The following is a 26,641-nucleotide window of genomic DNA, read 5'->3' as shown; positions in this document are numbered from 1 at the left end:
TTCGCCTCTAACGCTTTGGCCTTATGCCTAGGCTCGTAAATAGGCTACTTGATTACCAACCTGCTTGCGCAGTGACATTTGTTTTTTTACGTTAAGTAGAGGCCAGGCAAATGGTCCAATGACTAAACCAGTAAAAAACCAGCGCTTTTTACCAGCACCATGTTTCATTGCATCAACCATAATCAAACATGCAAAAACAACAAACAGACAAACTACAAAAAATACGGCCACGTCTACTTCCTACTACAGTTCTCGAATAAAGCGGCCGCGAATTATACACAAGATTGAACAATAAACAACCAAACTTAGTTGAAAATTACATCACGCGTTGTTCTTTGATAGGTCCTAGTTTCTGGTTTTGTCCACTCGCCATTTTTAAGATAGGAGGTAGAAACTTCCATTTTATCGCCAAGCAACTTAGAACTACTTTTGACCTTCGTAATACCTTGGCTAACAACCCCCTCTCCTGTTACATCTTCGTAAGCAACAAATTCATTATCTGAAACAAACTCTAACCAACCAGTAGTAAAAAAGTCTGCCGTAGTAAAGTAATGAAACTCTAGTCGGTTCGTTTTGTTATTCCAAAAAATATAAGATTCACCGCCATACACGCCTTCATTTATCGAGTGAGTGGTTTTTAACGCCTTTCCATTCAATACTTTTTCAAAAAGCGTAACATCGATTACTGGTGGTTGACCCGGCTGCGCTGGAAATGTTGCTGTCCAACCACCTAAATAAGAGTCAAACTTTTGTAATTGTGGTGCAAATGCCGCGGTGTTTTTTCTGACAATTTCAGTTTTAGAATCGGCTGTTACATCACAAACAGAACCCAACAATGTGGATAATAAAAACACATTTGCTAACAATTTCTTACTCATTTCCTTTCCTTTTTTTATTGTTTTAACTTGCTGAGATCGAATACATGGGACATTATTAATACTGGTATGTACCAAAAGTATCCACAGAAGTTCGGTTATGTCATTGATTTTTATTCGTCGCTTAGTAATTTTTAGCATAATTGTCTGCACTTTTTCGACAATGACACCCGCAGTGCATGCAAATTCCAACAGTATCTTTATCGATCAACCTACCCAACTTACACCTATTGACGTTGTAGTTGGGCTAAGTCGCCCCCCTTTTGTTATCGAACGAGGCGATAAGGGTTACGAAATAGAACTTGTTACTGCCATTCTCAAAACGATGGAGTATCAACCAAAGTTTATGTACGTGCCCCTTGGACGAACACTAAGAATGTTAGACCAAGGAATGGGCGCTATGCTGCTCACCATTAATAATAATATAGTGCCAAATTCAACGATTCGAACCAATCCTTATATCACTTATCAAAACAGAGCTGTATATAAAAGTGACACTAAAGTCAGTGTGACCAAGTTTGCTGACCTGCGTAATTTAAGAGTTGTTGCTTTTCAAGGCGCGACCAAATACCTAGGCTCTGAATTCGCCAGTGCTGTTCGCTATAACAAAAACTATTTTGAAGTACCTAATCAACTGCAACAAGTTAGGCTCTTGCTTGAGGGGCGTATCGACGTTGCTGTAATGGAAGAAAACATCTTTTTGCACGTTCTAGAGTTAGTAAAGCCCAAACCTAGCGATGAACAAGCAGAAATTACCAGCGAAGACTTTAACTTTGCTCCACTCTTTCCACCAAATAATTACAGTGCGGCTTTTAAAGATCCTTCTCTAGTACCAATTTTTAATAGTGCGTTAGATGATTTTAAAGGTACCGAAGAGTTTAAAAAGCTTAAAGCAAAGTACAATATTAAAAATCAGTAGGTATAAAAAAAGCCGCTTAGCGGCTTTTTTTATACCTTTATTCTTTTAAATGTAGCTCTGTTGGTGAACTCGAATAAACAGTGGAGTGCCAACTTTGCTGTAGTCCACTTTATACTCTTTACCATTCAGGCATTGAACAAATAGTAGTGTCTTCGGCTCACCAAATACGTCTGGGCTAGAAATGTTAACGACTTCGCAGTATGAGTCTTTTGCTTCTCTTCTATTTCTAGGAACTGGACCATCGTGTTCAATCAAACCATTTTGAGTCACTTTCACGACAGGATTTTCCAAGTCATTTACCAACAAAAGGTCAAGTTTTCTAACTTTGTGAATTATGGTGTTTCTACCACTTCGAATATATGCTGCATCAGTCATAATTACGTTCTACTAATATTATTTGTTTAAATACTTCTACCCGAAGACTAGCTCTTTGAAAGTTATTGATCAAGAATTTCGAGTGATTAGACTCTGTTTTTTGTAAGAAATTTTTTAATTGAATGGATAACTATCTCAGGCTTATCATCAAAAGACTGATTAGATATATAAAAGTCGTAGCCTAGGGCGTCCCGTAGTACTTCCGTACGATTTGCATACATACCTACCACCCCATTAAAGATTTCGCCTGTCGGACTTTTCCACTCTAGTTTATCAATTATACCGTCCAAGTTACACGCCCCAGAAGCGCACTGTTCTTTGCCAGCTACTAGTTGTAGATCTTTTTGTTCGATTAACAAACGGCTCGCCAACCTAAGTGGAATAGTTTGAATTAGGTCTACAGGGCTCTTTAATCGAAACCCAATGTAGCCAGTGCTCTGCCTACCTGACATTTGATTAATGGTTACCAAATCACATCGTTGAATATTGTCTATGTCAAACGAAACGGAGCCGCGTTTGTGGTAAAAAGTAATCTTTTGTTCAGCCATGACCAAAACATCAGCGGGCTCCGAATTCAAGGCAAGCGCAAACAGCACTAATGCGATTGCTGCTACGAATGACACTGTGGCTATCAAACTCTGACCAGGGATAGAGCTTAATGAAACAAACAAGCCCAACGCACCAAGAGCTGCAGCAAACTGTGCTACAACTTTAGCATTGACCTGTTTGTTAGAACTAAATCTTTGCATGTATCCAAACGTTAAAATGGTTCAAAAATAAAATAAACCGCTAGGCAAATGATCGCCCAAGCCAATGCGGCTCGTATTCGTTTACAATAGGCACAATCGGTGTTAAACATTTTTACTCCTAACTGAGGTTTACCTAAATTATATGTCAATGGATCAAGTAGCAACATTTGGTGGTGGCTGTTTTTGGTGTATCGAAGCTGCACTAAACAAAATACAGGGCGTACACAAAGCGGTATCTGGCTTTGCGGGAGGAAGACGGCCGAATCCAACCTACCAACAAGTCATCACCGGTATGACAGGTCACGCTGAAGTAGTTCAGGTACATTTTGATGCCGAAGTATTGTCTTATGAATCTCTACTGGAAATGTTTTTCCAGCTTCATGACCCTACAACACTTAATCGTCAAGGAAATGATGTTGGTACCCAGTATCGCTCCATCATTCTTTATCACGACAATGAACAAAAAAACACAGCTATTTCGGTAATTCAGCGTCTTAACTCAGCTCATGTTTGGCCAGAACCAATAGTAACGGAGCTCCAAGCTTATTCGGAGTTTTATCAAGCAGAGGACTACCATCAAGGTTACGCTGAGGCAAACCCAGACCAACCCTATTGTGCTTTACTAATTGGTCCAAAGCTTAAGGCATTCAAACTTAAATTTAGTGACAAATTAAAGTAACGTTTGTAGTTTATTTGAAGGAAAAATTTAATGAAAAGTTGGAGGGCATAATTGACGCTGGAAGTAGCCACGTCAATGGGAGATATGCCCTCCGGGAGCTAGGCTCCAGTGGCGAATACTACAAATCAACTTGGCAAAAATCCTTTCAAATTTCTATTAATTTACTCTTTGTATTTTATTAACTTTTTTGACGAAAAAAGCACCATAACTTGTTAGTCGTACAAATTCTTACAAGCCAATAATAAAAAGCTATAAAACCCATACCAAAAACATTTAATTTCAATTATTTACAAAAGTGACCCATGGTCAGAATAAAATTTAAATCTAGTAAATACTCTCAGCATTTGCTTTGGTATACTTTTGACATGTCTAAGTACTATAAAATTTAAAACATGACTCTATTTCAGTATCGAATGATTTTTTGGCTGGCCTTTATAATCTCCTGTTTTGGCTTTTTTTCTGAAGTGGAACAAGGGCCTGTTCTATTTTCACACTTTGACAAAGTAATGCACTTTGGCGTGTTCGCTGTTTTGACCCTACTTTTTCAAAAAGGTTTTGGTCTAAACTGGAAAATAGGTTTAGCCCTAGCTGTAATTTATGGTGCAGCAGTAGAAATTATTCAAGGAGCTTTTGCGGGACGACAAGCGTCTTTTGGAGATTGGGTCGCCGATATATTGGGTGCAATAGCCGCTTTATATGTACTTTATGTTCTCAACCGAAAACAAGTTGAGCAATAGACATGAGTGTTGCCCTAAAGCACAAAGTATGGATATGCGGTCAAGGTGCGATTGGTAGCCTATTTGGAGCATATTGCGTTACTAAAGGAGTAGACGTTGCATATATTACAACTCGGCCGCGTAATATTGGAACTTGTGTTGAATTACTTCCCGAAATAACCGAATCACAATTAAATGAAACAACTCACTATGAGTTACCTACGCCCCAACTCCTCCCGGTTAAAGAAAAGATTGAAATATTGATCATAACGGTAAAAGCGGCTCACGTCATACAAGCGCTAAATCAAGTTCAGCCGTTTTTAACAGATCATTGCCATATCATCCTATCTCACAATGGCTTAGGGACTATCGAAGAAGCTAAATCGATTATGCTACCCACCCAATCACTGTATTTTTGCACAACTAGTTTTGGTGCACTAAAACAAGGAAACCAAGTGATTGAAACAGGTATAGGAGAATCAATTTGGAGTCTGGTACAAAAAGGCGTAAGCGTTCAGCCACTTAACCAGCAACACATGGCTAATCTATTTCCAAACGCTAAAGAGTCTGACAGTTTAACTGAAATACTATGGACCAAACTCGCAGTCAATGCAGTAATAAATCCACTGACAGTGCTCCACGACATCAAAAATGGAGAAATAAACCACCAAAGGTTTGATAAAATTAAGGTTGCCGTGCTCAATGAACTGATTTTAGTCGCTAAACATAGTGGTGTAACTTTAGAGTTGCAGCCTCTACTAGAACTCGTTGAAAGTGTCGCCAACAGAACAAAAGACAATAGCTCTTCGATGCGCCAAGATATAAAAAACAAACGAGCCACCGAAGTAGACTTCATCAATGGCTTTATTGTCCAAGAAGCAAAAGCAAACAATGTAAAAGCACCAATAAACAGTCAGCTATGGCAGCAAGTCAAAGACTTAGAATCTAGCTTAAGTTGATTTAAATAAAAGTAGATTCGTTTACATTCAACAATGCATTTAATAAACTGCAGTGAAAGCACATTTAACATTTAGAGGCTAGCGTGGGACATTCGCATCACGACGATGATATTCAAACAATCATTGAAAACGCACAAAAAACCTGTGTTGAAGAAGGTGTCAAACTAACACCTAAACGTGAAAACATTTTAATCGCCATCATCAAAGCTGGTGAAGCTGTCTCAGCATATGAGCTGGCCGAAGTTTATAGAGAGCTTTATAAACAGCCTATCCCGGCGATGTCCGTTTACCGAATACTGGACTTCCTTGTTGAGTTGTCTTTAGTCCACAAACTTACATCAGCAAATAAGTACATCGCTTGCTCGCACATATCTTGTTCACACAATCATGAAATCCCTCAGTTTTTGATCTGTGAAGAATGTCAGTCCGTAACCGAAATTGGCGTTAAAAATAACGTTATTGAAGAGTTACGTGGCAGTGTAGAAAAAACAGGCTTCAAATTAACCACGCAGCAACTCGAACTAAAAGGTATTTGTGCCAACTGTCAGTAAGCGTTCACACACATGTAACAATCGATGGTTAACACTTCATAAATTTGAAACTTAACCATCATAAATCCTTCAAATATTTCAATTAGCGTATTTCTTAATTACTCACATTAAGGATATGCAATGAACAACTTTAAACTCGCCCTACTTTCTTCTCTTATCATAACTACACTCACTGGTTGCGAACTAGATGGTGATGATGGTGCTCAAGGCCCGCAAGGCGCATCCGGTACTGATGGCACAAATGGCTTGGATGGTACAAATGGTAAAAACGCACCAATAGCGTTTAACACCAAACTCATAGGCAGAGCAGTACTCAACGCGCAAGACCCAGAGGGCGCGGCTGAAATCGTCGCATACCAGTACTCAAAAGGTTGGGTTTATGCCATCAATAGTTCTATGTCTCCTGCAACAGTTGAAGTCATTGATATTAACGATATGGACCCTACCGCTTTGAGTGCTGATTCAGAGGGAATTATCAATAACACCAACTTATCATCAGCTATTACCATTGAGCTCAACCAAGTCACTGGAGCCAACCTCTCCGGTGATGCCAACAGCATTGCTATCGATAACAATAATGAACTGTTAGCTGTGGCCGTAGATTCTGGAACAACCGGAGAGGTAGGTATGGTAGCGTTTTATGACATTGCAGGAGCCAGCCCTGTATGGCTCAAAAACGTCACTGTGGGCTTTTTGCCGGACAGCCTGGCGTTTTCACCTGACGGCAATAAACTTGTTGTTGCTAATGAAGGCGAGCCGAGCGGTGACTATTCGATTGATCCAGAAGGTTCAATTTCTATCATCAATATCGAGTCAGGTGTACCAGCCGACACAAGTGTCAATATTACTTTTACCAGCTTAAATACCCAACAGGCAGAATTACAAAATGATGGTGTCGTATTTGCCAACCCAAATGGTAGAACTATTAATGGTAACTTGTATACAGGGACAGTTGCTAAAGACTTAGAACCTGAGTATGTCACTATTTCAAAAGACAGTAAGACCGCCTATGTATCGATACAAGAAAACAATGCATTGGCGATAATAGACCTAACGACTAATACGTTAAAAGCCGTCAAAGGCCTTGGGTTTAAAGACTGGGGCCAGCTCAAACTAGATGCGTCTGATAAAGACGGCGGTCTAAACTTACAGAGTTACCCTGGCCTATATGGCATGTATCAACCAGATACCATTGCGACTTACACTTGGAATCAGGCAAACTTTATTGTCTCTGCAAACGAAGGTGATGGTCGAGAATACTTTTTCGATGCAAACAGTGAGGCCGAATGTACCGCAGCCGGCGGACTAGATTACGACGAAGACGACGGCTGTTTAGCGTTTATCGATGAAATTCGCACGGAAGATTTAACCCTAGGCGCAAACTTCGACTATCTCAATAATGATGATAACGACATTGGTCGTTTAAAAGTCACGACCTTTTTAGGAGCTAGTGACAACTCAACAGATGGTTCGGGAACTTACAGTAAGCTATATACCTACGGTGCGCGTTCATTTTCTATTTGGGATCAAAATGGTGAGTTGGTGTTTGACTCAGGTGATCAAATAGAGCGCATTACTGCTTCTGTACATGGAGCAGCATTCAACAATGACGAAGATGAAAATGTCGGTGATACTCGCTCAGACGCAAAAGGCCCTGAACCAGAAGCACTTGCTCTTGGTGAAATAGACGGTCGTACTTATGCGTTCGTAGGATTAGAAAGAATGGGTGGTGTGATGATTTACGATATCACCAACCCTTATCAAGCTGAGTTCGTTGATTATTTTTATAATCGAGGCACGGTTGAAGATGCGGAAATAACAGGAGATTTAGCGCCAGAAGGTATGCAGTTTATTCCTGCAGCCATGAGCCCAACCGAAACTCCATTACTTCTAATTGGTAATGAGATTTCTGGTTCAGTGACTGTATGGGAAGTGATGCCTAAGTAAGTCCGAGCAATTGTAATATCGCAAAACAAAAGACCCCGCTGGATTTTCCAAGCGGGGTCTTTTTTATTGCTTTACGTTTTTAGTTAAACGTCTTGCTTAGTAAAACGTCTTGCCTTCTTTCGCCATGTTAACCAACAGGTCACATGGAGCAAAACGGTCACCGTATGTCGCTTGATAGCTTTCTAGCTTAGCAACAAGGGTATCAATACCCATGCTGTCCATGTAACGGAATGGACCACCTTGGAACGGAGGATAACCCGTACCAAAGATCATACCGATGTCACCGTCACGTGGGTTACGAACAATACCATCGTCAAGACAGCGTGCCGCTTCGTTAAGTAATTGAATCACACAACGTTCGGCAATTTGCTCTTGGCTAAACTTGCTCTTAGGTGTAACACCTAACACGCGGTATACCGACTCATCGACTTGTTTGCCTTTTTTCTTAAAGGTTAACTTATCAGCAAGTGTTGGTTGAGCTGCTTTACCGTATACGTAGAAGCCTTTTTCGTTTTTCTTACCCTTACGCTCGTCTTTAGTCAGTTTATCCATCGCTGCAGGTAGCGCAAAGCGCTCACCAAATGCATCGTATAGAATGCCCGCTACCTTAGAGCCTACATCGATACCTACTTCGTCAAGTAACGTCATAGGACCTACAGGGAAACCAAACTTAACTAATGCCTTGTCGATATTCTCAACTGGCTCACCTTCCATTACAACGTTTGCCGCTTCGTTCATGTACAAACCTAAGATACGGTTTACAAAGAAGCCCGCTTCGTCTTTTACAACGATTGGTGTTTTGCCTTGACGACGAGCAAACTCAACCGTAGTTGAAATAGTCTCGTCAGACGTTTTTTCCGTTGCGATTACTTCTACTAATGGCATTTTGTCCACTGGTGAAAAGTAGTGAAGGCCGATTACGTTTTCAGGACGTGCTGCTTTTTCAGCAATTTTACGGATTGGCAACGAAGACGTATTAGATGCAAAAATTGTATTTTCGTTACAGTTCGCTTCGATATCTGCGACCATACGCTGTTTAAGGCCTAGATCTTCAAATACCGCTTCAACGATAATGTCGGCATCTTTGAAGCCAACAAAGTCAGTACCAGCTGTTAACATAGCCATCTGCTTTTGCATTTCTGACTTACGCATAAAGCGACGTTTTACTTTTTTGTTTAAAATATCATAGCTGTATTTAAACGCGTTGCGGATACCTTCTTGTGCGATATCTTTGATACGTACAGGCACGCCAGCTTTAGTTACGGTAACAAAAGAAATACCGCCACCCATTAAGCCGCCGCCAAGAACACCTGCTTTTTTAACTTTGCGAGGCTCAACACCCTCAACGCCGTTTTCTTTTTTCATTTCGGTTGTAGCAAAGAACAAACCGCGAAGTGCTTTTGACTCAGGTGTCATGCACAACTCAGAAAAACGCTTTGACTCAATGTCTAAACCTTTTTGGTAGCCTTTAGTCACACCAGTCTTGATACACTCGATAATGCGAAGTGGCGCAGGATAGTTACCTTTAGTTTGGCTTAATACTTTTTTGGTCGCCTGATCAAATACGATATTACGACCAACTGACGTATCTTCTAAGAACTTGTCCATCGCTGATTTTTTCTTAGGCTTAGATACTTTGCCTTTCTTCTTCAGAGTTTCTACCATTTCGATGGCCGTTTCTAACAAGATAGAACGCGGTACCATTTCGTCCGCTAAACCAGCTTTTACCGCTTGTTTAGCACGTAACTGCTTACCTGTTAGCATCATGTCTAATGACTTTTGAAGACCAACTAGCTTTGGTAAACGCTGCGTACCACCAGATCCTGGTAATAAACCTAACTGAACTTCAGGCAAGCCCAATACAGTTTTGTTATCGTCTGATACAACTCGTGCATGACAAGCCATTGCTAATTCAAGACCACCGCCTAAAGCAGGACCGTGAATTGCCGCAACCACTGGCATTTTCATGTTTTCGATTTTATCAAATAACTGTTGACCCATTTGCGCAATCGTTCGAACTTCTTCTTCCGACTGACATGCATCAAGCATTGATACATCAGCGCCAGCAACAAACGAGTTGTCCTTACCTGATGTGATGACCAAACCGTGAACGTGTGTGTTTTTTTCTACTTCTTCAAAAACCGCATTAATTTGGTCACCAAATTCGGCTTTTAAAACGTTCATTGATTCGTTTGGAACGTCAATCGTGATAATACCAACACCGTGCTCAGGCGTCGTTAACGTAAATGCTGACTGTTTTGTTTCTGTTGTCATGATATAAATCCTTGTTAAATCGCGATTAACCGTCTACTTCAACAATCATTGCTGCACCTAAACCACCAGCAGCACATGCTGTAGTTAGGCCAACACCACCGCCGCGACGACGTAATTCATTGATAGTTTGAGTGATCAAACGAGTACCCGTTGCTGCAAATGGGTGACCATACGCAAGTGAACCACCATTTACGTTGAATTTGCTCATGTCGATTTCACCAATTGCATGGCTGCGACCTAACTTTTCTTCAGCAAATTTCTTGCTTTCGAACATCTTCATGTTGGCTAATGCTTGAGCGGCGAATGCTTCGTGCATTTCTATTAGGTCTAAGTCAGCTAGGTTCATGCCAGCACGCTCAAGCGCGATTGGCGTAGAGTAAGATGGACCCATTAGCATGTCTTCCCAAACATCAATCGCTGAGAAACCAAAACTACGGATGTAACCTAGAGGTTCGTAACCAAGTGCCTTTGCCTTGCTCTCTGTCATAAGAAGAACCGCTGAGGCACCATCAGTTAGTGCAGTAGAGTTGGCTGCCGTCACAGAACCGTGTTTACGATCAAATACTGGACGTAACTTTGCATAACCGTCTGCTGTAGAGTTTGTACGGATAGTGTTATCCATTTCGATAAACTCTTTAAACGGTTCTGGGTGAGCGGTCATTACTTCGTCTTTCATCAAACCAGCTTCCCACGCTTTGGTCGCTAGCGTATGAGAGCGGTGAGCCATAGCGTCCTGGTCTTCACGGCTAATGTTGTGTGTCTTAGCCATTTGCTCTGCCGTTTGGCCCATGCTTAGGCCTGTAGAATATTCTGCAACTGCTGGCGGTTGAGGAGCTAAGTCAGCGATGCGAAGCTTTTTAAGGATGTTCCAACGCTGGCCGAATGTACGAGCTTTGTTTAAATCAACTAAAGCACGTGCAAGCTTCTTAGTAACACCAATAGGTAATACAGATGAAGAGTCAGCACCACCTGCGATACCTACGTCAATATGGCCTGCCATCATAGACTCAACGATATTTGCGGTAGACTGGAAACTTGTTGCACAAGCACGAGATACAGAATATGCGTCTGTACGTACGTCCATGCCAGTGCCTAATACGATTTCACGAGCGATGTTTGGCGCTTCTGGCATCTGAACCACTTGGCCGTAAACAACTTGCTGAATTTCTTTTGGATCTAACTCAGCGCGTTGTAGCATTTCACCAACAACCATTTTACCTAAGTCTAAAGCAGGAACGCCGTGATAAGCTGTTGCTTGTTTAGCAAATGGCGTACGTAGACCTGAAACCACCGCGATGCGGTCACCGTTTCTGGTTAATAATTTGTTTGCAGTCATGATTTTTCCTATTATTGAATCTGGTCTGACCTCTATTGATGACAACAGATTCTATCGAGATATAAACCAATGTCAAAAAGAATGCGCATTTTTATCCAATTTGTGCACATAATCATCGTTTAAAAACCAATCACTTGTTTTTTATTTGTGGAACCTTATATCGTTAATGCTGTCGTATACCCGACTTTAATTGTCGCTTGGTAATCACATCAATGACACATTAATTATAAAGCGTTGTCGCAAGCGGCTAAAAAATCAATATTTTATAATAAATAAACCGCTGTATTTATTCGTACAGAAGGACTTAAAAGCAGATGTCAGTAGCGCAATTTAACCAACTGAAAGACTATTTAGATTCACAAGTTATTGGACAGCCAGATTTTACTAAGGCCATTTTAGTTGCCTTACTCGCTGACGGTCACCTTTTAGTAGAGGGCCCACCTGGACTTGCAAAAACGCGAGCAATCAATGCCGTGGCAAAAGGGTTAGAAGGTAACTTTCATCGTGTTCAATTTACGCCAGACTTGTTACCAGCTGACTTAACGGGGACTGACATCTATCGCCCTGAAACAGGTGAGTTTGTATTTGAGGCAGGTCCATTATTTCACAACCTTGTACTTGCCGATGAAATAAACCGAGCCCCAGCCAAAGTGCAATCCGCGTTATTAGAAGCAATGGCTGAGCGCCAAGTAACTGTGGGCAAGACAACTTACCCATTACCGGACTTGTTCTTGGTTATGGCAACTCAGAACCCATTGGAGCAAGAAGGCACATACCCGCTTCCTGAAGCGCAACTCGACCGCTTTTTAATGCACCTAAACATAGATTATCCAGGTGCAGATACCGAAATTGAAATACTCAGACTAACTCGAGGAGAAGCGTTAGCAAACGAAGTCACTAAGCCAGAGCCTCTTACCCAACAAGAGCTGTTTGACGCGCGTCGAGAGATTTTGACCATTCATTTGGCCCCAGAACTTGAGCAATACTTAGTTGATTTAATTATTGCAACTCGTTCACCTGAAAAACTAGACCCAGAATTAGCGCGTTGGGTAGCCTTTGGCGCTTCACCTCGTGCCACTATTGCGCTGGACAAATGTGCCAGAGCCACGGCTTGGTTGGACGGTCGTGACTTTGTGACACCAGATGACATTCAGTCGGTGTTTTTTGATTGTTTGCGCCATCGTATCTTGTTGAGCTACGAGGCCGAAGCTGCTGGAATCAATGCCGACCAAGTTCTTCAGAAGATTTTGCAATCCGTAGCAGTACCTTAAACAAGGTAAAAAAGGAAGCGAGAACGCAATGCACAATCAAGTCAACTTGTGGTTACAAGAAGCCAATACCAACGGAACTCAATGTCAGCTTGATGAGCTGTTAAAGTACCAGGGTTTCACACATCTGTTGAATACAAAACCAAGTGCAAGAATCAAACATCACCTCTCTGGGCAATATTTAGCAAAAACCAAAGGTCGGGGTATGGAGTTTGACGAGGCTCGCCATTATCAACCGGGCGATGATGTCAGAGCAATTGATTGGCGAGTAACAGCACGGACCGGAAAAACCCACACAAAAGTCTTTAAAGAAGAAAAAGACCGCCCTATTTTCATCCTTTGCGATTTGTTACCTAGTATGAAATTTGGTAGTCAGTTTGTGTACAAATCAGTTCAAGCAAGTCACCTAGCAGCGCTCGTCGCGTGGCGGGCTAAGCAGCAAGGGGACAAAGTCGGTGGTTTGGTTCTCACCGACTCCCAGCTTTTAGAAGCAAAACCGAGAGCAAGACAAAAAGCACTTCTACACTGGCTTAATAACCTCGTTGAAGGAAATGAGCAGTTGGCGACCAACGAGGGTAACCTTAACGAGCAGCAAGCCTGTGCAAAATTTGAAAATGCGTGTAGTCACTTAAGACGAGTCGCTCACCCTGGTAGTCTTATCTATATCATTAGTGACTTTTTGCACGTCAACGAGCAAGCTCGCCAGCACCTTTTTCAATTACAAAAACACTGCGAAATAAATGCCTGCTGGGTTTACGATCCCATTGAGCAATCGCTGCCCAATGTTGTCTCTGACGACTTAACTGTAACTGATGGCATTCATCACAAGCGATTGAATTCGCTTCAGCAAATTACAGCGTATAACAAAACGGCACAACAATTCTTTGAACAACAAAAAAGTGCTATTCAACAACTTAATATAAAGTGGTTGCCAGTCAGTGCTGGCCTACCGTTACAGCAGCAGTTATAGGTAACAAAATGGCACAACCACCGATCAGTGAATTAAACGACATCATTCTTCCCGAACCAACTTCTTGGTGGCCGCTTGGGCCGGCTTGGTATGTTATCGCCATCTTATTTTTGATCGCTTTAATTTGGTTTGTTCAATTCCAATTGAGACGTCGCACATTAATGAAAGCTAAAAAAGAGGCGCTTAAGTTATTAAGCGAATTACAACAAGAACCACATCCACAAAAAGCCGTAAAAGCCATAAATCAAATTTTAAAACGGGTCGCTCTCGCCTACGCACACCGCGAATCTGTTGCGGCATTATCTGGAGAAGCCTGGGTGACTCAACTCAATAAATGGGCAAAAGCGGACAATCAGATTTCCCAAGAATTTCCAGCCCTTGCCTACAAGCCAAAATGCAGCGCTGCAAATGCAGATTTGTACCTCAACCAAGCTATTGCTTGGGTCAAGACAAGTTCGTTGACCAACCCTAAAGGTGTCCGACTCGACAAACACAAGGAGTCGCACCGTGTTTAGTTTTGAATGGCCTTGGCTTGCTTTACTGGCGTTTGTTCCCCTTTTAGTTTGGCTTCTACCAGAAACGGAACAGGCTAGGCCTGCGCTTAGACTTCCGACGTTTAAGTTGATGTCAGGAGAGCAGCAGACCCAATACCGCCGTTCGTTTCCTTGGTTGTGGTTTATCGTTTGGTTGGCACTCGTAGGCGCAGCCATGCGACCACAGTGGTTAGGTGAGCCAATAACGGTACCGCAAGAAGGCCGAGAAATTATGATAGCCGTGGACTTATCGGCATCCATGGATGAAACAGATATGCGTCTCAATGGCCTACCTGTTAACCGACTCACTATGCTTAAGTATGTGTTACAGGACTTTATCGATAGACGGGTTGGTGATCGTTTAGGATTGATATTATTCGCTGATACTGCGTTTGTGCAAACGCCGTTAACCTTTGATCGTGAAACCGTCAAACAAATGCTCGACGAAGCGGTCTTAGGCCTGGTTGGCGATAAAACAGCTATAGGCGATGCGTTAGGTTTAGCCGCTAAGCGTTTTAAAGATAAAGATGACTCTAATCGAATCCTAATTTTACTCACCGATGGTCAGAATACTGCGGGGAATATTACCCCTAGAGAGGCATTAGAAGTCGCCAAACAAACGGGCATTAAAGTTTATACTATTGGTATTGGTGCTGATGAGATGGAAGTACGCAGCTTTTTTGGTACGCGCAGGGTGAACCCGTCGGCTGACTTGGATGAACGCCTGTTAACAGCTATCGCAACTGAAACCGGTGGCCAGTACTTTAGAGCAAAAGACACACAACAGCTTACCAATATTTACAAAATACTAGATCAGATGGAGCCGGTTGAAGATGACCCTGTGCAACTTCGTCCTCAACAAGCCTTATTTTACTGGCCGCTGGCTTTTGCTCTTGGCCTTTCGATTCTGATTTCAGGCCTGCCAATGCTTACCCAAGTCGTAGGGGGATTTAAACGTGCTCAGTGATTTTCATTTTTTACGTCCTGAACTCTTGTGGCTAAGTATTCCTGTCTTTGTTGTTTGGTTATTGAAACGACAACATCACGCCAATAACCATTGGCAGTCGATTATTGCACCACACTTAGCCACTTCTTTATTAGAGGGAAAATCCAATCAAGGTCGACATTGGTTACCTTTGCTCTTGGGACTATTTTGGCTCACTAGTGTTATCGCTCTTGCAGGTCCAACATGGCAAAAAATAGAAAAACCCGTGTTCAAATCCAACGTGGCCAATATGATTGTCATGGACATGTCGCTGTCGATGAGAAGCACAGATGTTAAGCCTGACAGATTGACTAGAGCTCGGTTCAAAACCATCGACCTAGCAACCGCTCTTGGCGATGGGGAAGTGGGTCTAATCGCCTACGCTGGAGATGCATATACCATCTCCCCTTTAACAAAAGATCCACGTAACGTTGCAACACTGGTAAAAAGTTTAAGCCCTGAAATTATGCCAGTCACAGGCAGCTACCCATTATTAGGCTTACAGCTTGCTGAAAACCTCATGAGTCAAGCCGGCTACCTAAGTGGCCAAATATATTGGATTACTGACGGCATTGACGAAGAAGATATGGACAGCCTTCGTGAATTTACGAGCAAAACCCCGTTTGAAGTCAATATTCTTGCGGTAGGAACTCGGCTTGGCGCGCCTATTAAGCAACTCGATGGAACCCTACTGAAAGATGCCAGAGGCAGTATTGTGATCCCTAAGCTCAACAGCCAAGCCTTGCAAGAGTTAGCTGGATTGAGTGGTGGGCTGTTCCAAACGATAACTGCCGATGACTCAGATATTAAACGCCTTGCTGCGAGAAGTCGTTCGACCTTTGACGATACACAATCCTCTCAAGACTCCGATAATCATTCTCAACTTACCGGTGATGACTGGCATGAAGCCGGACCAATTTTAGTGTTAATATCAATGTTATTTTTATTATTCGCGTTTCGCCGAGGAGCGACATTTGCGTTTGTTTTGCCAATTGTTGGGGCGCTGTGTTTTTCGGTCATACCTGCTCCCGCTTTTGCCAATGATGATTCAACTCCAGAGCAGCCTCAGACTGTAACACCGTCAGAAAATTGGGCTGACATATGGTTTAAGTCAAAGAATCAAAGAGGCCAAGAGGCATTTTCAAAACAAAATTACGCCAAAGCTCAGCAAACGTTTGATGACACTAACTGGAAGGCCGCAGCAGCCTACAAATCAGGAGATTATCAGACTGCGGCTCAACTCTATCAGCAAGACCAAACCGCTCAAGGCGCCTACAACTTAGGGAATGCGTTGGCGCAAATGGGTGAATTTGAACAAGCGATAGAGGCTTACCAAAACGCTTTACAAAGGAACCCTAATTTAGAGCAAGCAGCGCAGAACAGAAGTATTGTCGAACAGTTGCTAAAGCAGTCACAAGAGTCTAACCAAGACAATCAAGAATCAGGGCAAGATGATTCATCACAGCAAAATAATCAGGATGATGAGTCTTCGTCGTCTAGCGAAAACGGTAATCAAGGCGCTCAAAACCAATCCCAGCAAGACGAGCAAGGACAAAATCAAAATGATCAACAAGGCTCAAACCCACAAGGCGAAGATCAAAAAAGTGAAATGACGGCAGATCCTAGCCAACCTTCGTCTCAGTCTCAGTCTCAGTCACAAAATCAGTCACAAAATCAAGAAACAAACCAATCTGACTCGCAAGCGGCACAAAGTGGAACTAATCAAGCCGAGACAGAACAAAAAGCAGAAGTTAGCGAAGCAGCTGAAGAGGCCGATGCAGATAATACAGGACAACAAACAGGGTCGGTTGCTAGACCAAGCCCTGAAGAAATTGCCGAACAAGAAGAAATGCAAAAGCTCGAACAACTATTGCGCAAAGTAGACGACGACCCGTCGATATTATTAAAGAATAAAATGCTGTTAGAGAGCAAACGCCGGCAATTCCAAAACCGGTTTCCTAAAGGAGTGAAAAAATCGTGGTAAGTAACATCAAGTCTCTCGTTTTTAGTGTGTTTGTGGTGTTTTTAATTTCCTTTAATGCCACTGCAGACCTGACCTCACTACAAGCTTCAATCGACCGCAACCCAGTAATGGAGCGAGAACCTTTTGTATTAAAAATAGAAGCCAACGACTCTATCAATACAAACGATTTAGATCTATCTCCCTTGCAAAATGGTCCATTTACTGTGGGTCGAACTGCCACAGGTTCACAGACTCAAATCATTAACGGTTCTATGACTCGCACTACTACTTGGAGTGTTGTTCTAGTAGCCAAACAAGCCGGAGAATTCACGATTCCGTCGTTCCAACTCAATGGAGTAAAAAGCCAACCGATTAAGGTAACCGTCGTGAAACCTTCTAACACAGGGTTACAACGCAATGAGTCTATTTTCATCGACAATACTCTGTCACCACAAAAAGTATATGTACAACAATCAATTAAGCTGACCACAAAACTATATGTGTCACCACAGGTTGAGCTTCAAAGTGGCCGATTATCCGAGCCCACACTGCAAGGTGCGATAATCAAACAACATGGAAAAGACAAAGACAGTACAGAAATTGTCAATGGTATTCGCTACCGAGTGATTGAACGTGTTTATACCATCACACCACAAGCCAGTGGCCAATTTACTATTGAGTCACCAGAGTTTAATGGCGACGTTACCTCTAGAAACAGTCGACGCTCGAGCTTCTCTAGCTTTATCCAGAGTAAACCAGTCAGTGCCTACGGTGAAAACTTTGCAATTGATGTACTGCCTATTCCTGCAGACTATGTTGGCGCATGGTTACCTAGTGACTTAGTACAACTTAATGAAGAGTGGACACCAACTCAAAATACCGTGGAGGTTGGCGAACCTATTACTCGAACTTACACGCTAACAGCGTTAAACGTCAGCGAAGAGCAACTTCCAGAAATAAAGAGTGAATATCCGAGTGAATTTAGCGTTTATCCGGACAAATCAGAAACACATTCAGTCATTCGTGACAACGCCCTCGTCTCCCAACGAGTGAGCAGTGAAGCCATCGTTGCCAATCGCCCAGGTACTTACACCCTTCCTGCGGTCAAACTAAGCTGGTTTAACACTAAGATACGTCGAATCGAAACCGCGACCTTACCTGAGCGCGTCATTAAAGTGACACCTTCGGCAAACGCTGCGATACCCGTCCCTCCTCCTGTTGGAGTTGAAGCCGAGAGCGATGAATCTAGTTCTGTTGCAACGCCTCAAGACCAAACTGAATGTAATTGTGACGCTGTTGGTATCTCAACCTCGGTCAATAACTATTGGTTATGGCTAGGCCTTACTGTTGTAGGGTGGTTAGGTGCGATTTGCTTTGCGATTTTATATTTATTTGAAAAGAGAAAACATCATCAGAGTAGGTTCTCAACTGGTGTAAATTATTCGCAAGGTTCCACTCAAAATTTTGATCTAGCGAGTTTGAAGCGAGCATGCCTTGCTCATCAACCTGAACAAGCCTATCAGTTGTTAAAGGCATGGGCTGCTATTCACAAGCCTGAATGCCGCCACATGCGTGACTTTGAGAATAGCGTCCACGAAGACCTCAAACAGCAAATAAGGCTGTTAGCTAAAGCTAGGTTTGGTCACCAACAAAATGACACTGGACTAAGCCAGCCCGTTTGGCGTGGTGAAGCTCTTTGGCAGGCTATTGAAGCAGAAAACAAAGGAGCTAATGAGCAAACGGCAGCTCATTCCAACCTGCCGCCTCTCAACCCAAGTTAAAAATTATCACGGCTCCGGAAGATAATAGATTCCTCTATTTTTTATCCGGAGCGTTTATCCATTTATTTCTGGTGTCCAGACAATGGCGTCATTTTTAGGTAATGGCTTACTGTAAAAGTAACCCTGAATAAAAAAGCAGTTTTGACTAGCCAAAAATTCGACTTGGTCTTTTGTTTCGGCACCTTCGGCGATAACTTCAAGGCCAAGTTGAGTAGCCATAGCGATTATCGCACTTGTAATCTCTACATCGCTTTTATCCGATGGTGTATCTTTAATAAAAGAACGATCGATTTTTAGTGTGCTTACCGGTAATCGCTTTAAATAACTTAACGATGAATATCCCGTACCAAAGTCATCAATTGAAATATTAATTCCCAATGTCTTGATGTCTTCTAATTGTTTTATGGCACCTTCAACATCCCTCATCAAACTAGACTCAGTTATTTCTACCTCTAGTAAGGTTGGGTCAATTCCATATTTAGTGATCACGTTATTTAGGTTCATGACCAAGTGACCAGACTCAAATTGTTTAGCGCTTAGATTGACTGATACGACAACATTTTGTTTACTCTCATGAACAAATTGGGCGGCTTTTTCTAACACCCAATCTCCCACTTTTAAAATCAAATTACTTTGTTCAGCAATAGGAATAAATTCGGCTGGAGAAACAAATCCACGCTTTTTGCTGGTCCAACGTAGTAAGGCCTCAAAGCCAACTAGCAGAGGACCGCGGCTGTCAACTTTAGGCTGAAAATAAAGCTCGAGTTCATCGTGTTCAATTGCGTGTAACAAGTCCTGTTCGATTTCAATTCGGGCTTTTGCGATAGTATTGAGTTCTTGAGAATAGAAGTGATAAGTATTTTTACCTTGAGATTTTGCCTCATACATCGCCATATCCGCATGTTGTAATAACAGCTCTGCGTCATATTGATCAGACGAAGACATGGTAACCCCAATACTGACTCCTACTTGTACATAGTGTTCATTAAGCTCAAAAGGCTCTTTAGCAATATCTAACAGACAATTTATTTTGGCGATTACATCTTGTTGAGATTTGACCCCTCCGGTCACGATTGCAAACTCATCGCCGCCCATTCGAGCAAATACGTCCTCATTTCGCAGTGTCGCAGAGACCTTATCAGAAAATAACTTGAGCAACATGTCACCACCTTCATGACCCAAAAAGTCGTTCACTTTTTTAAAGTCATCAATATCAAAATAAAACAACGCAAAGTCATATCGACCTCGTTTACTTATTTCCACCAGCTTTTCTAATTGTGCCAGGAAGAACGCTCTATTATTCAGCCCAGTAAGTTCATCAATGTAGGCTAACCGTTCAATTCGACTTTGATTGTCTTTGACAGAAGAAATATCTTGGAACGTTGCTACGTATTTTTCAGTCTTACCATCCTGAGATCGCATTGGCGTAATACTGCAATTAACCCACACTTCTTGGTCCGTCTGTGTATGCCCATTTTGAATTAAAATAAGCTCACCCTGCCAAGCCCCTTTTCTGCGTAATTGGTTACTCAACTGCTCCTTTATAAACTCCATATGAGGATGAATGAAGCTCAAAATAGATTGACCAATTAAAGATGACTTACTACTACCAAGCAGCCTCTGACCTTTATTATCAATAATCGTAATATTCAAATCTGGAGTTAATAATATGACAATGTTATCCGAGTAACTGATCGCTTGCGCTAACGCCCTATTTTGTTCAACCTTATCTTTGAGGTCATTATTTTCCTCTCGAAGCCTATGCATATAACGTCTTTCAACAGTCACAAAGCGTTTAATTTCCTGTGACAAGGGGCTGAATTCATCTTGTTGGCTTTTGTTTTTATTTAGCCACTCCATGTCCTTTTCTAAAACATCAATTGAGCCATTACCCCAACGACTAAATGGCTCGATAAGCCGCTGAGTGCGCTTTTCTATTTGTCGTTTAGAAATTAAATAACTAAAAATAAAAGTAACAAAAATAAACCCAGCGCAAGTCAGCCAATACACTAATTGGTCATATCGATATTGGTCTAAAATACGGTTCTTGCTTTGATATACAGCCATTATCCAATTACTGTGTTCAATAGGCATAGCATCAACAAAAATCGTGTCAGCTCGCTCTGAATATTGCTCTATATTTTTTCCTGAGTTTCGTTTCTCGATATATTCTGCAAGGCCATTACTCAGTACCGAACGAACGTAATTTCCGGCATTGTAAGACTCAGCTTGACGAAGTAATTTAAGGCTGTAATCCGGGTGATAAATCACCTTTCCCAACGAGCTATAGATAAAATAACGAACCTCAGACTCATTAACATTTGTAGAGACAGAAGCAATCACCTCATCCGTTGGAATCATGCCACCCACCACACCAAGAACGTTGTTGCCCTCTCTAAAAACAACACCATAGCCCAACACATATTGTTGTAAGTGAGCGTCGTAGAAGACTTGAGTCCATCCACTCTGCCTATTCAATAGCATTTGAAACGAGTTTCGTTTGATAAAAAAGTGACCATTGTGACTCAGAGTCCATTGTTCGCTCGAAGAAACTACGTTCCCCTTATCATCCGCTAAAAAGACGACTCCTCCGGGAAGCTCTATTCCATCTAAAGCTTTATTATTGTCCATTAAAAACTCTGAGCTCAACACCACCTTATTTGCGGTTGTTTGAACAGCATTTTGCAAAGGTTTAAAAAAATCACTAATGTTTCGTGATTGTTCAGATAACACAGACGTGCGTAGCAGTTTGGCTTGCTTTAAGTGGCTCTCTACTGGCTTGACTATCATAAGCTGATATATGACAAGCACTAAAACGAACATCAACACTGAAACCCAAGTGCTTATACGTACACTGATCCCATTGAGTTGAACAAGAGTTATCAAACAAACCTCCAGTTATTGATAGATGACACGCTTAGGATTGGTAAATGAGATGCCTAGTCAATTCGTTTGTTAAGTGATACTTTTTGTACAAGCATTCGACTCAATCGAAAGTCTAAAAATCAAAGGACGACAACATGGCTAAATGGGCAACTCTATTTATAAAAATAATTATGATCTTACTGATTCTAGTAAGTATTTTAGTTTACATATCGTTAAAATCGAGTTTACCAATGTTAAATGGTCAAATAAGAGCCAATGTCGAACTCCCAGTCCTTATAGAACGGGACAAAAACGGCATTTCTTTTATCAATGCTCAATCTGCCAATGACCATGCCTTTGCCCTGGGTTGGCTCCATAGCCAAGAGCGATTTTTTCAAATGGATCTACTCAGGCGAAATTCTGCTGGTGAACTTGCCGAACTGTTTGGTGAAGTTGCACTGGCTCATGACAAAAAAATACGTGTACACCAATTTCGTCAGCGCGCCAAACAACGTTTCAATGAACTCCCTAGTTCACACAAATCTTTATTAAATTCATATACCGAAGGTGTGAACACTGGTTTGTCCGAACTCTCAGTTTACCCCTATGAATACTTATTATTGGCAACACCTCCAAAACAATGGCAACAAGAAGACAGCTTTTTAGTGTTGTTCTCTATGTTCATGGATCTGCAAGACGAATATGGCGAAAGAGAGAAGCTGCTGGGTGAATTGCACGCTCGGTTGATGCCAGACGTATTTAATTTTATCAACCCTAACGGCTCTGAGTGGGACGCTACCATTGACGAGGTTAATTTTTCATCGCCCGACATCCCTAAAAACAGTTTTGAGCCCGCTCCTATTATAGACACCAGCGTTCCAAATACTGAAACTGCCAAGTTATCTACATTTTCTCCTTTTGTACCATATGATCACGAGGCACTAAAAGGCAGTAACAGTTGGGCTGTGACCGGACAACTGACGCCATACAGCAGTGGCATGTTGGCTAACGATATGCACTTAGGTATTGGGGTCCCAAATATTTGGTACAGAAGTTCGGCAAAATTCTCTGCAAACAATCAAGACATTGAAATACACGGTGTTACATTACCCGGAACTCCCGCGCTTATCGCTGGAACTAACACCCATATCGCTTGGGGCTATACAAACAGCTACGGTGATTGGTCAGACTTAATAAAAACAACCCTGTCTGATACCGACAACCACTACCTAACGGCTCAAGGTCCGTTACAGTTCGAAACTGACTTCGAGTCGATCAGAGTAAAAGGCCAATCACCAGTTGAAATAACCATAAAAAAGACCATCTGGGGACCCGTAATTCACGAGGAAAAAAACAACCTTTATGCCCTAAGGTGGGTCGCTCATGATCCTGAAGGTGTTAATTTTAATTTGTTGGAGTTAGTCTACTCTCGCAACGTAGAGTCCGCATTAGACATAGCAAAAACCCTGGGCATACCAGCTCAAAACTTCACCGTCGTCGACACCCATGGTAATGCTGCTTGGACAATCGCTGGCGCAATCCCAGATAAGCTAGGCGCTAACTTATCCCAGTTACAATGGCAAATTCCGCAAGACTGGAGCCAAACAAGCACAAAAGGTCATATTACTTGGAACGGCTACCTAGCTCCGTCTGATTACCCAGTTGTCATTAACCCTAAATCAGATCGAATTTGGACAGGAAATAGCCGAGTAATTGGCAGCAGCGAACTCAACAAAATCGGTAATGGCGGTTATGCTTTAGGTGCACGTTCGCGCCAAATTGCCAATAACCTTAAATCAAGGCAAATCTTTACTGAAGCTGATTTTTTAGCAATTCAATTGGATGACAAAGCAGAGTTTTTGACACCTTGGTATGAGTTTTTAACTCACTCAGTTCTGCCAACCAGTGAAATTAATGATGTCCAAAAACAATCACTTACTACCCATCTTAGCCAGTGGCAAAACAGAGCTAGTATTGACTCCATCGGTTACACCATTGTAAGGCAATTTAGAATAGAACTTCGCGAGCTACTTTTTACCGAGCTTTTTTCTCAAACATTAGATAAGCCTACAGATCAAATTAATTACCGAACAATCCGCTCGCAACTCGAGCCAGCGATGTGGGCTATGATCACCCAGCAACCCTCGCACTTATTACCTGAGCGATTCACAACTTGGAACAGTCTATTTAACGAAGCGCTAAATAAAACAATTAACCAACTTGAAAAACAATTTGATAGTCTAGACAACGCCTCTTGGGGAGCAAAAAACCAAACCAATATTCAGCACCCGTTAAGTCGTGCAATTCCTGCACTAGGTTGGCTATTAGATATGCCGAAGCATCAAGTCTCAGGTGACAGCTATATGCCAAAAGTTCAGGGTAGTCGTTTTGGCTCATCACAAAGGATGGTAATTGCGCCAGGTCACGAAGATACCGCTATTTTTCATATGCCCGTGGGACAGTCTTCTCATCCCCTTAGTCCTTATTTTGGGGCTGGTCATGAAGACTGGATTAATGGTACGGTGAGTCCTTTGCTGCCGCAGGCAACAAAATATCGTTTGACCCTTCAACCAAAGTAAAAAGGAACACATTGTTGAGTAACGCCAGTCAAGATTTACAAGACATACGTAAACAAATTAATCACATAGACAATCAGCTATTGGCATTGCTTGCAGAAAGGCGAGCTCTGGCTAAAGCAGTCGCAAACGCAAAAATTGCGCAAGACAAACCAGTGAGAGACACCGGACGAGAAGAACAAATGCTTATCGCCCTGATAGAAAAAGGCGCTGAGTTAGAGTTAGATGGTTATTTTGTAAAGCAAGTCTTTCAGACAATCATTGAAGATTCGGTATTACACCAACAGGCTTTGTTACAGCAACACATCAATTTGCCTAACGGACACCAAACCATTAACCGAGTCGCATATTTAGGTAGCCAAGGTTCATACAGTAACCTAGCTTGCCATAAGTACTTTTCGCGTTTTCCAGGTGAACTCAAGGCGATGGGGTGTTCAAGTTTTGCCGAAATAATCGAAAAAGTAGAACACAAACACGCCGACTACGGCATATTGCCGATTGAAAACACGTCGTCGGGCAGTATTAATGATGTGTATGACCTTTTACAACACACGGACTTGTCCATTGTTGGTGAACTCACTCACCCTATCAACCACTGTATGGTAAGTGCTGTACCTACTAGCCTTGAACGGATTAAAACCCTGTACGCACACCCGCAAGTGTATGCACAGTGTAGCCACTTTTTGACTCAGTTCGACAATGTCGAAATCGTACACTGTGAAGCTTCTTCTGCGGCATTTGAGGCGATTCAACAAGACACATCTGGGACTGTCGCGGCATTAGGTAGTGGCGAAGGCGCGCGTTTGTACGGCCTACAGATCATTGCCGAGGCTTTAGCAAACCAAAAGAAAAACTACAGCCGCTTTATTGTACTAGCGAGTAAAGCGATTGATGTTGCCAGCCAAGTTCCCGCCAAAACGACTTGGATTATGTCGACTGAACAAACCCCAGGCGCTTTAGTTGATGCACTACTGATATTAAAACAGCATGACGTAAACATGACCAAGCTTGAGTCTAGACCTATCACGGGTAATCCTTGGGAAGAAATGTTTTATGTGGATGTCGAAGGGAATATTCGCGATGCCAACATGCAACGCGCATTGGATGAGTTACAACAAACCACCCGCTACTTAAAAGTCTTGGGCTGTTATCCAAACGAAGATGTACAGCCAACAAAAGTATTGAAATAACAGATACTAAAAAGGTCACCTAGGGTGACCTTTTTTTTGGTTATTTAAACTTGAGCTACATACTTAATTGGAGACGCACCGTTAGATTCGATATTCTGTTTTAAATCTTCGACTTTCTCGTGGACTTCGTGCAATGAGGTTTGTAACTCTTCAATGATTTGCATGTCTACGTGACGACGGTTTTCTTCCGAACTTAGTATTTCTGTTGCCTTGCGCAGTTTTGATAATGACTTCTCTAGGTTTGTCATTGGTTCACCTTGTTATTTTTATAATTTCCTAGGTGTTCATCTTGAACTATATGGTGGCTTCCATGCACAGGCACCTTACTCTCAGCTATCGTAACAAATTACACCCTGAAGTACAGGTTCAGGGTGTTTCAAAACATTTCAAACGTTTAACCTTTGTTATAAGGCTGGTGCTTACAGTATGGTGTTTTCTCTTCTAGACGTTGCTGAATGTCTTCGATGTAGGCTTTTTTACGAGTCTTAACATCTTCTTCTTTAAAGGATTTTTTGTATTCATCAACTTCAACAATTTCCATGTTGACTTTGATTTTTTTGAATAACCTTGGTAATCGTTGACCTGGAATTTGAATATGGTGCATTCCACCACTATACAAAAACAAAATGTTTCCACCTTCCAATTCATCGATTATGTCCGCAACACCGCCACGAACCGTCATCGGATTACCGTGTTTGTCATTGCCATCACGACGACGCATTCGCCCCTCAGGAAGAATGGCAACAATTGCATCATCATTAACGCGCTTCAAGAAGTTTGTCCATGACTCATCACGCTTTCGGCTAATTGGCACGACGCCTGGCACTAGAGCATGAAAAAACGTTCCCACAATAGGACGACTTGTCGTTATATCGGCAACCGGCAAAAGAACATGGCGAGCAATTTTCCAGATAAACGGAAACGGTGCAAGCCTTACCAACATAGCCTCAAACAAACTAGTGTGATTGAGTAATACCATAAGCTTTACATCTTTGAGGTCTGGATATTGTTTTTTACTTAACCAGGTGATCTCAAATCGGTAAAACAGCCAACTTATCATTTTTACCGTAGACATCACGGTAAAGCTAAAACATTGTGCAAATCGATTAGCACGCATTATTTACCCTTTC

The 26,641-nt window shown here is 42.0% G+C and carries 23 protein-coding genes; 14 read left to right on the top strand and 9 right to left on the bottom strand.

From position 1 onward, the window contains the following. Window positions 1-27: 27 nt before the first annotated feature. Window positions 28-231: a hypothetical protein gene (locus J1N51_RS13475; RefSeq protein ID WP_208831766.1), complete on the bottom strand. Its 204-nt coding sequence runs from the start codon at window positions 229-231 to the stop codon at window positions 28-30. Window positions 232-305: 74 nt separating this feature from the next. Continuing rightward, entirely contained in the window at window positions 306-878 is a 573-nt protein-coding gene (locus J1N51_RS13470; protein WP_208831765.1) for a hypothetical protein, read from the bottom strand. Between the two features lie 97 nt (window positions 879-975). On the opposite strand from J1N51_RS13470, the gene J1N51_RS13465 reads away from it, so the two are divergent. Next, window positions 976-1,794 (top strand): substrate-binding periplasmic protein, encoded by an 819-nt coding sequence (locus J1N51_RS13465; protein ID WP_208831764.1) that lies wholly within the window; start codon window positions 976-978, stop codon window positions 1,792-1,794. Between the two features lie 45 nt (window positions 1,795-1,839). Here J1N51_RS13465 and J1N51_RS13460 read toward each other — a convergent pair whose 3' ends face one another. Together J1N51_RS13460 and J1N51_RS13455 are read right to left on the bottom strand one after the other, a co-directional pair. Further along, window positions 1,840-2,172, bottom strand: a complete 333-nt coding sequence (locus tag J1N51_RS13460) for a hypothetical protein (protein ID WP_208833444.1) — start codon at window positions 2,170-2,172, stop codon at window positions 1,840-1,842. A gap of 83 nt (window positions 2,173-2,255) precedes the next feature. Further along, complete coding sequence (locus J1N51_RS13455) at window positions 2,256-2,918, bottom strand: DUF2982 domain-containing protein (RefSeq protein WP_208831763.1); 663 nt, start codon at window positions 2,916-2,918, stop codon at window positions 2,256-2,258. 142 nt (window positions 2,919-3,060) lie between these two features. Between J1N51_RS13455 and msrA the strand changes: the two genes are divergently transcribed. The 5 genes from msrA to J1N51_RS13430 all read left to right on the top strand — a co-directional run bounded on the left by msrA (window position 3,061) and on the right by J1N51_RS13430 (window position 7,770). Then, window positions 3,061-3,597 (top strand): peptide-methionine (S)-S-oxide reductase MsrA, encoded by a 537-nt coding sequence (gene msrA, locus J1N51_RS13450; RefSeq protein ID WP_208831762.1) that lies wholly within the window; start codon window positions 3,061-3,063, stop codon window positions 3,595-3,597. 392 nt (window positions 3,598-3,989) lie between these two features. Then, the gene (locus tag J1N51_RS13445; RefSeq protein WP_208831761.1) at window positions 3,990-4,334 is read left to right on the top strand and encodes a VanZ family protein; all 345 of its coding nucleotides are present in this window, start codon (window positions 3,990-3,992) and stop codon (window positions 4,332-4,334) included. Between the two features lie 2 nt (window positions 4,335-4,336). Beyond that, the gene (locus J1N51_RS13440) at window positions 4,337-5,272 is read left to right on the top strand and encodes a ketopantoate reductase family protein (protein WP_208831760.1); all 936 of its coding nucleotides are present in this window, start codon (window positions 4,337-4,339) and stop codon (window positions 5,270-5,272) included. Window positions 5,273-5,355: 83 nt separating this feature from the next. Further along, on the top strand, window positions 5,356-5,823 hold the full coding sequence (locus tag J1N51_RS13435) for a Fur family transcriptional regulator (protein ID WP_232842816.1): 468 nt from the start codon (window positions 5,356-5,358) through the stop codon (window positions 5,821-5,823). Window positions 5,824-5,943: 120 nt separating this feature from the next. Beyond that, the gene (locus J1N51_RS13430; protein ID WP_208831759.1) at window positions 5,944-7,770 is read left to right on the top strand and encodes a choice-of-anchor I family protein; all 1,827 of its coding nucleotides are present in this window, start codon (window positions 5,944-5,946) and stop codon (window positions 7,768-7,770) included. A 96-nt stretch (window positions 7,771-7,866) separates the two neighbouring features. Here J1N51_RS13430 and fadJ read toward each other — a convergent pair whose 3' ends face one another. After that, window positions 7,867-10,044 carry a fatty acid oxidation complex subunit alpha FadJ gene (fadJ, locus tag J1N51_RS13425; RefSeq protein WP_208831758.1) on the bottom strand — a complete coding sequence of 726 codons (2,178 nt, stop codon included), beginning with the start codon at window positions 10,042-10,044 and terminating at the stop codon, window positions 7,867-7,869. Between the two features lie 25 nt (window positions 10,045-10,069). Continuing rightward, window positions 10,070-11,380 carry an acetyl-CoA C-acyltransferase FadI gene (fadI, locus tag J1N51_RS13420; protein WP_208831757.1) on the bottom strand — a complete coding sequence of 437 codons (1,311 nt, stop codon included), beginning with the start codon at window positions 11,378-11,380 and terminating at the stop codon, window positions 10,070-10,072. Between the two features lie 314 nt (window positions 11,381-11,694). Between fadI and J1N51_RS13415 the strand changes: the two genes are divergently transcribed. The 6 genes from J1N51_RS13415 to J1N51_RS13390 are packed head-to-tail and all read left to right on the top strand — an operon-like array spanning window position 11,695 to window position 18,880. After that, window positions 11,695-12,651 (top strand): AAA family ATPase, encoded by a 957-nt coding sequence (locus tag J1N51_RS13415; protein WP_208831756.1) that lies wholly within the window; start codon window positions 11,695-11,697, stop codon window positions 12,649-12,651. Between the two features lie 28 nt (window positions 12,652-12,679). After that, window positions 12,680-13,618, top strand: a complete 939-nt coding sequence (locus tag J1N51_RS13410) for a DUF58 domain-containing protein (RefSeq protein ID WP_208831755.1) — start codon at window positions 12,680-12,682, stop codon at window positions 13,616-13,618. Between the two features lie 8 nt (window positions 13,619-13,626). Next, the gene (locus J1N51_RS13405) at window positions 13,627-14,133 is read left to right on the top strand and encodes a DUF4381 domain-containing protein (protein WP_208831754.1); all 507 of its coding nucleotides are present in this window, start codon (window positions 13,627-13,629) and stop codon (window positions 14,131-14,133) included. Then, window positions 14,126-15,118, top strand: a complete 993-nt coding sequence (locus J1N51_RS13400) for a vWA domain-containing protein (RefSeq protein WP_208831753.1) — start codon at window positions 14,126-14,128, stop codon at window positions 15,116-15,118. Before J1N51_RS13405 ends, J1N51_RS13400 begins: the two co-directional genes overlap by 8 nt. Beyond that, complete coding sequence (locus J1N51_RS13395) at window positions 15,108-17,120, top strand: VWA domain-containing protein (protein WP_208831752.1); 2,013 nt, start codon at window positions 15,108-15,110, stop codon at window positions 17,118-17,120. The genes J1N51_RS13400 and J1N51_RS13395 overlap by 11 nt, the downstream gene beginning before the upstream one ends. Then, entirely contained in the window at window positions 17,114-18,880 is a 1,767-nt protein-coding gene (locus J1N51_RS13390) for a BatD family protein (protein WP_208831751.1), read from the top strand. Before J1N51_RS13395 ends, J1N51_RS13390 begins: the two co-directional genes overlap by 7 nt. 54 nt (window positions 18,881-18,934) lie before the next feature. Here J1N51_RS13390 and J1N51_RS13385 read toward each other — a convergent pair whose 3' ends face one another. Continuing rightward, window positions 18,935-21,766, bottom strand: a complete 2,832-nt coding sequence (locus tag J1N51_RS13385) for a bifunctional diguanylate cyclase/phosphodiesterase (protein WP_208831750.1) — start codon at window positions 21,764-21,766, stop codon at window positions 18,935-18,937. Window positions 21,767-21,900: 134 nt separating this feature from the next. Between J1N51_RS13385 and J1N51_RS13380 the strand changes: the two genes are divergently transcribed. Then, entirely contained in the window at window positions 21,901-24,324 is a 2,424-nt protein-coding gene (locus tag J1N51_RS13380; protein ID WP_208831749.1) for a penicillin acylase family protein, read from the top strand. A 14-nt stretch (window positions 24,325-24,338) separates the two neighbouring features. Further along, a complete protein-coding gene (locus J1N51_RS13375; protein WP_208831748.1) occupies window positions 24,339-25,511 on the top strand; it encodes a chorismate mutase in 1,173 nt (390 codons plus the stop codon). Window positions 25,512-25,555: 44 nt separating this feature from the next. On the opposite strand, the gene J1N51_RS13370 is transcribed toward J1N51_RS13375, so the two are convergent. Together J1N51_RS13370 and J1N51_RS13365 are read right to left on the bottom strand one after the other, a co-directional pair. Further along, window positions 25,556-25,759: a hypothetical protein gene (locus J1N51_RS13370; protein ID WP_208831747.1), complete on the bottom strand. Its 204-nt coding sequence runs from the start codon at window positions 25,757-25,759 to the stop codon at window positions 25,556-25,558. 146 nt (window positions 25,760-25,905) lie between these two features. Continuing rightward, window positions 25,906-26,628, bottom strand: coding sequence for a lysophospholipid acyltransferase family protein (locus tag J1N51_RS13365; RefSeq protein ID WP_208831746.1), 723 nt, complete (start codon window positions 26,626-26,628; stop codon window positions 25,906-25,908). Window positions 26,629-26,641 lie beyond the last annotated feature (13 nt).

The sequence above is a fragment of the Psychrosphaera ytuae genome (assembly GCF_017638545.1).
Lineage (GTDB): Bacteria > Pseudomonadota > Gammaproteobacteria > Enterobacterales > Alteromonadaceae > Psychrosphaera > Psychrosphaera ytuae.
Note: the sequence above shows the minus strand (reverse complement) of the source record. Positions and strands in the feature narration are given on the sequence as shown.

Excerpts from the sequence above, each read along its gene's own strand:
- J1N51_RS13405 (WP_208831754.1), top strand. The coding sequence starts at position 13,627 with ATGGCACAACCACCGATCAGTGAATTAAACGACATCATTCTTCCCGAA.
- fadI (WP_208831757.1), bottom strand. The coding sequence starts at position 11,380 with ATGACTGCAAACAAATTATTAACCAGAAACGGTGACCGCATCGCGGTG.
- J1N51_RS13370 (WP_208831747.1), bottom strand. The coding sequence starts at position 25,759 with ATGACAAACCTAGAGAAGTCATTATCAAAACTGCGCAAGGCAACAGAA.
- J1N51_RS13465 (WP_208831764.1), top strand. The coding sequence starts at position 976 with ATGTCATTGATTTTTATTCGTCGCTTAGTAATTTTTAGCATAATTGTC.
- fadJ (WP_208831758.1), bottom strand. The coding sequence starts at position 10,044 with ATGACAACAGAAACAAAACAGTCAGCATTTACGTTAACGACGCCTGAG.
- J1N51_RS13410 (WP_208831755.1), top strand. The coding sequence starts at position 12,680 with ATGCACAATCAAGTCAACTTGTGGTTACAAGAAGCCAATACCAACGGA.
- J1N51_RS13415 (WP_208831756.1), top strand. The coding sequence starts at position 11,695 with ATGTCAGTAGCGCAATTTAACCAACTGAAAGACTATTTAGATTCACAA.
- J1N51_RS13365 (WP_208831746.1), bottom strand. The coding sequence starts at position 26,628 with ATGCGTGCTAATCGATTTGCACAATGTTTTAGCTTTACCGTGATGTCT.
- msrA (WP_208831762.1), top strand. The coding sequence starts at position 3,061 with ATGTCAATGGATCAAGTAGCAACATTTGGTGGTGGCTGTTTTTGGTGT.
- J1N51_RS13440 (WP_208831760.1), top strand. The coding sequence starts at position 4,337 with ATGAGTGTTGCCCTAAAGCACAAAGTATGGATATGCGGTCAAGGTGCG.
- J1N51_RS13430 (WP_208831759.1), top strand. The coding sequence starts at position 5,944 with ATGAACAACTTTAAACTCGCCCTACTTTCTTCTCTTATCATAACTACA.
- J1N51_RS13455 (WP_208831763.1), bottom strand. The coding sequence starts at position 2,918 with ATGCAAAGATTTAGTTCTAACAAACAGGTCAATGCTAAAGTTGTAGCA.
- J1N51_RS13380 (WP_208831749.1), top strand. The coding sequence starts at position 21,901 with ATGGCTAAATGGGCAACTCTATTTATAAAAATAATTATGATCTTACTG.
- J1N51_RS13445 (WP_208831761.1), top strand. The coding sequence starts at position 3,990 with ATGACTCTATTTCAGTATCGAATGATTTTTTGGCTGGCCTTTATAATC.
- J1N51_RS13470 (WP_208831765.1), bottom strand. The coding sequence starts at position 878 with ATGAGTAAGAAATTGTTAGCAAATGTGTTTTTATTATCCACATTGTTG.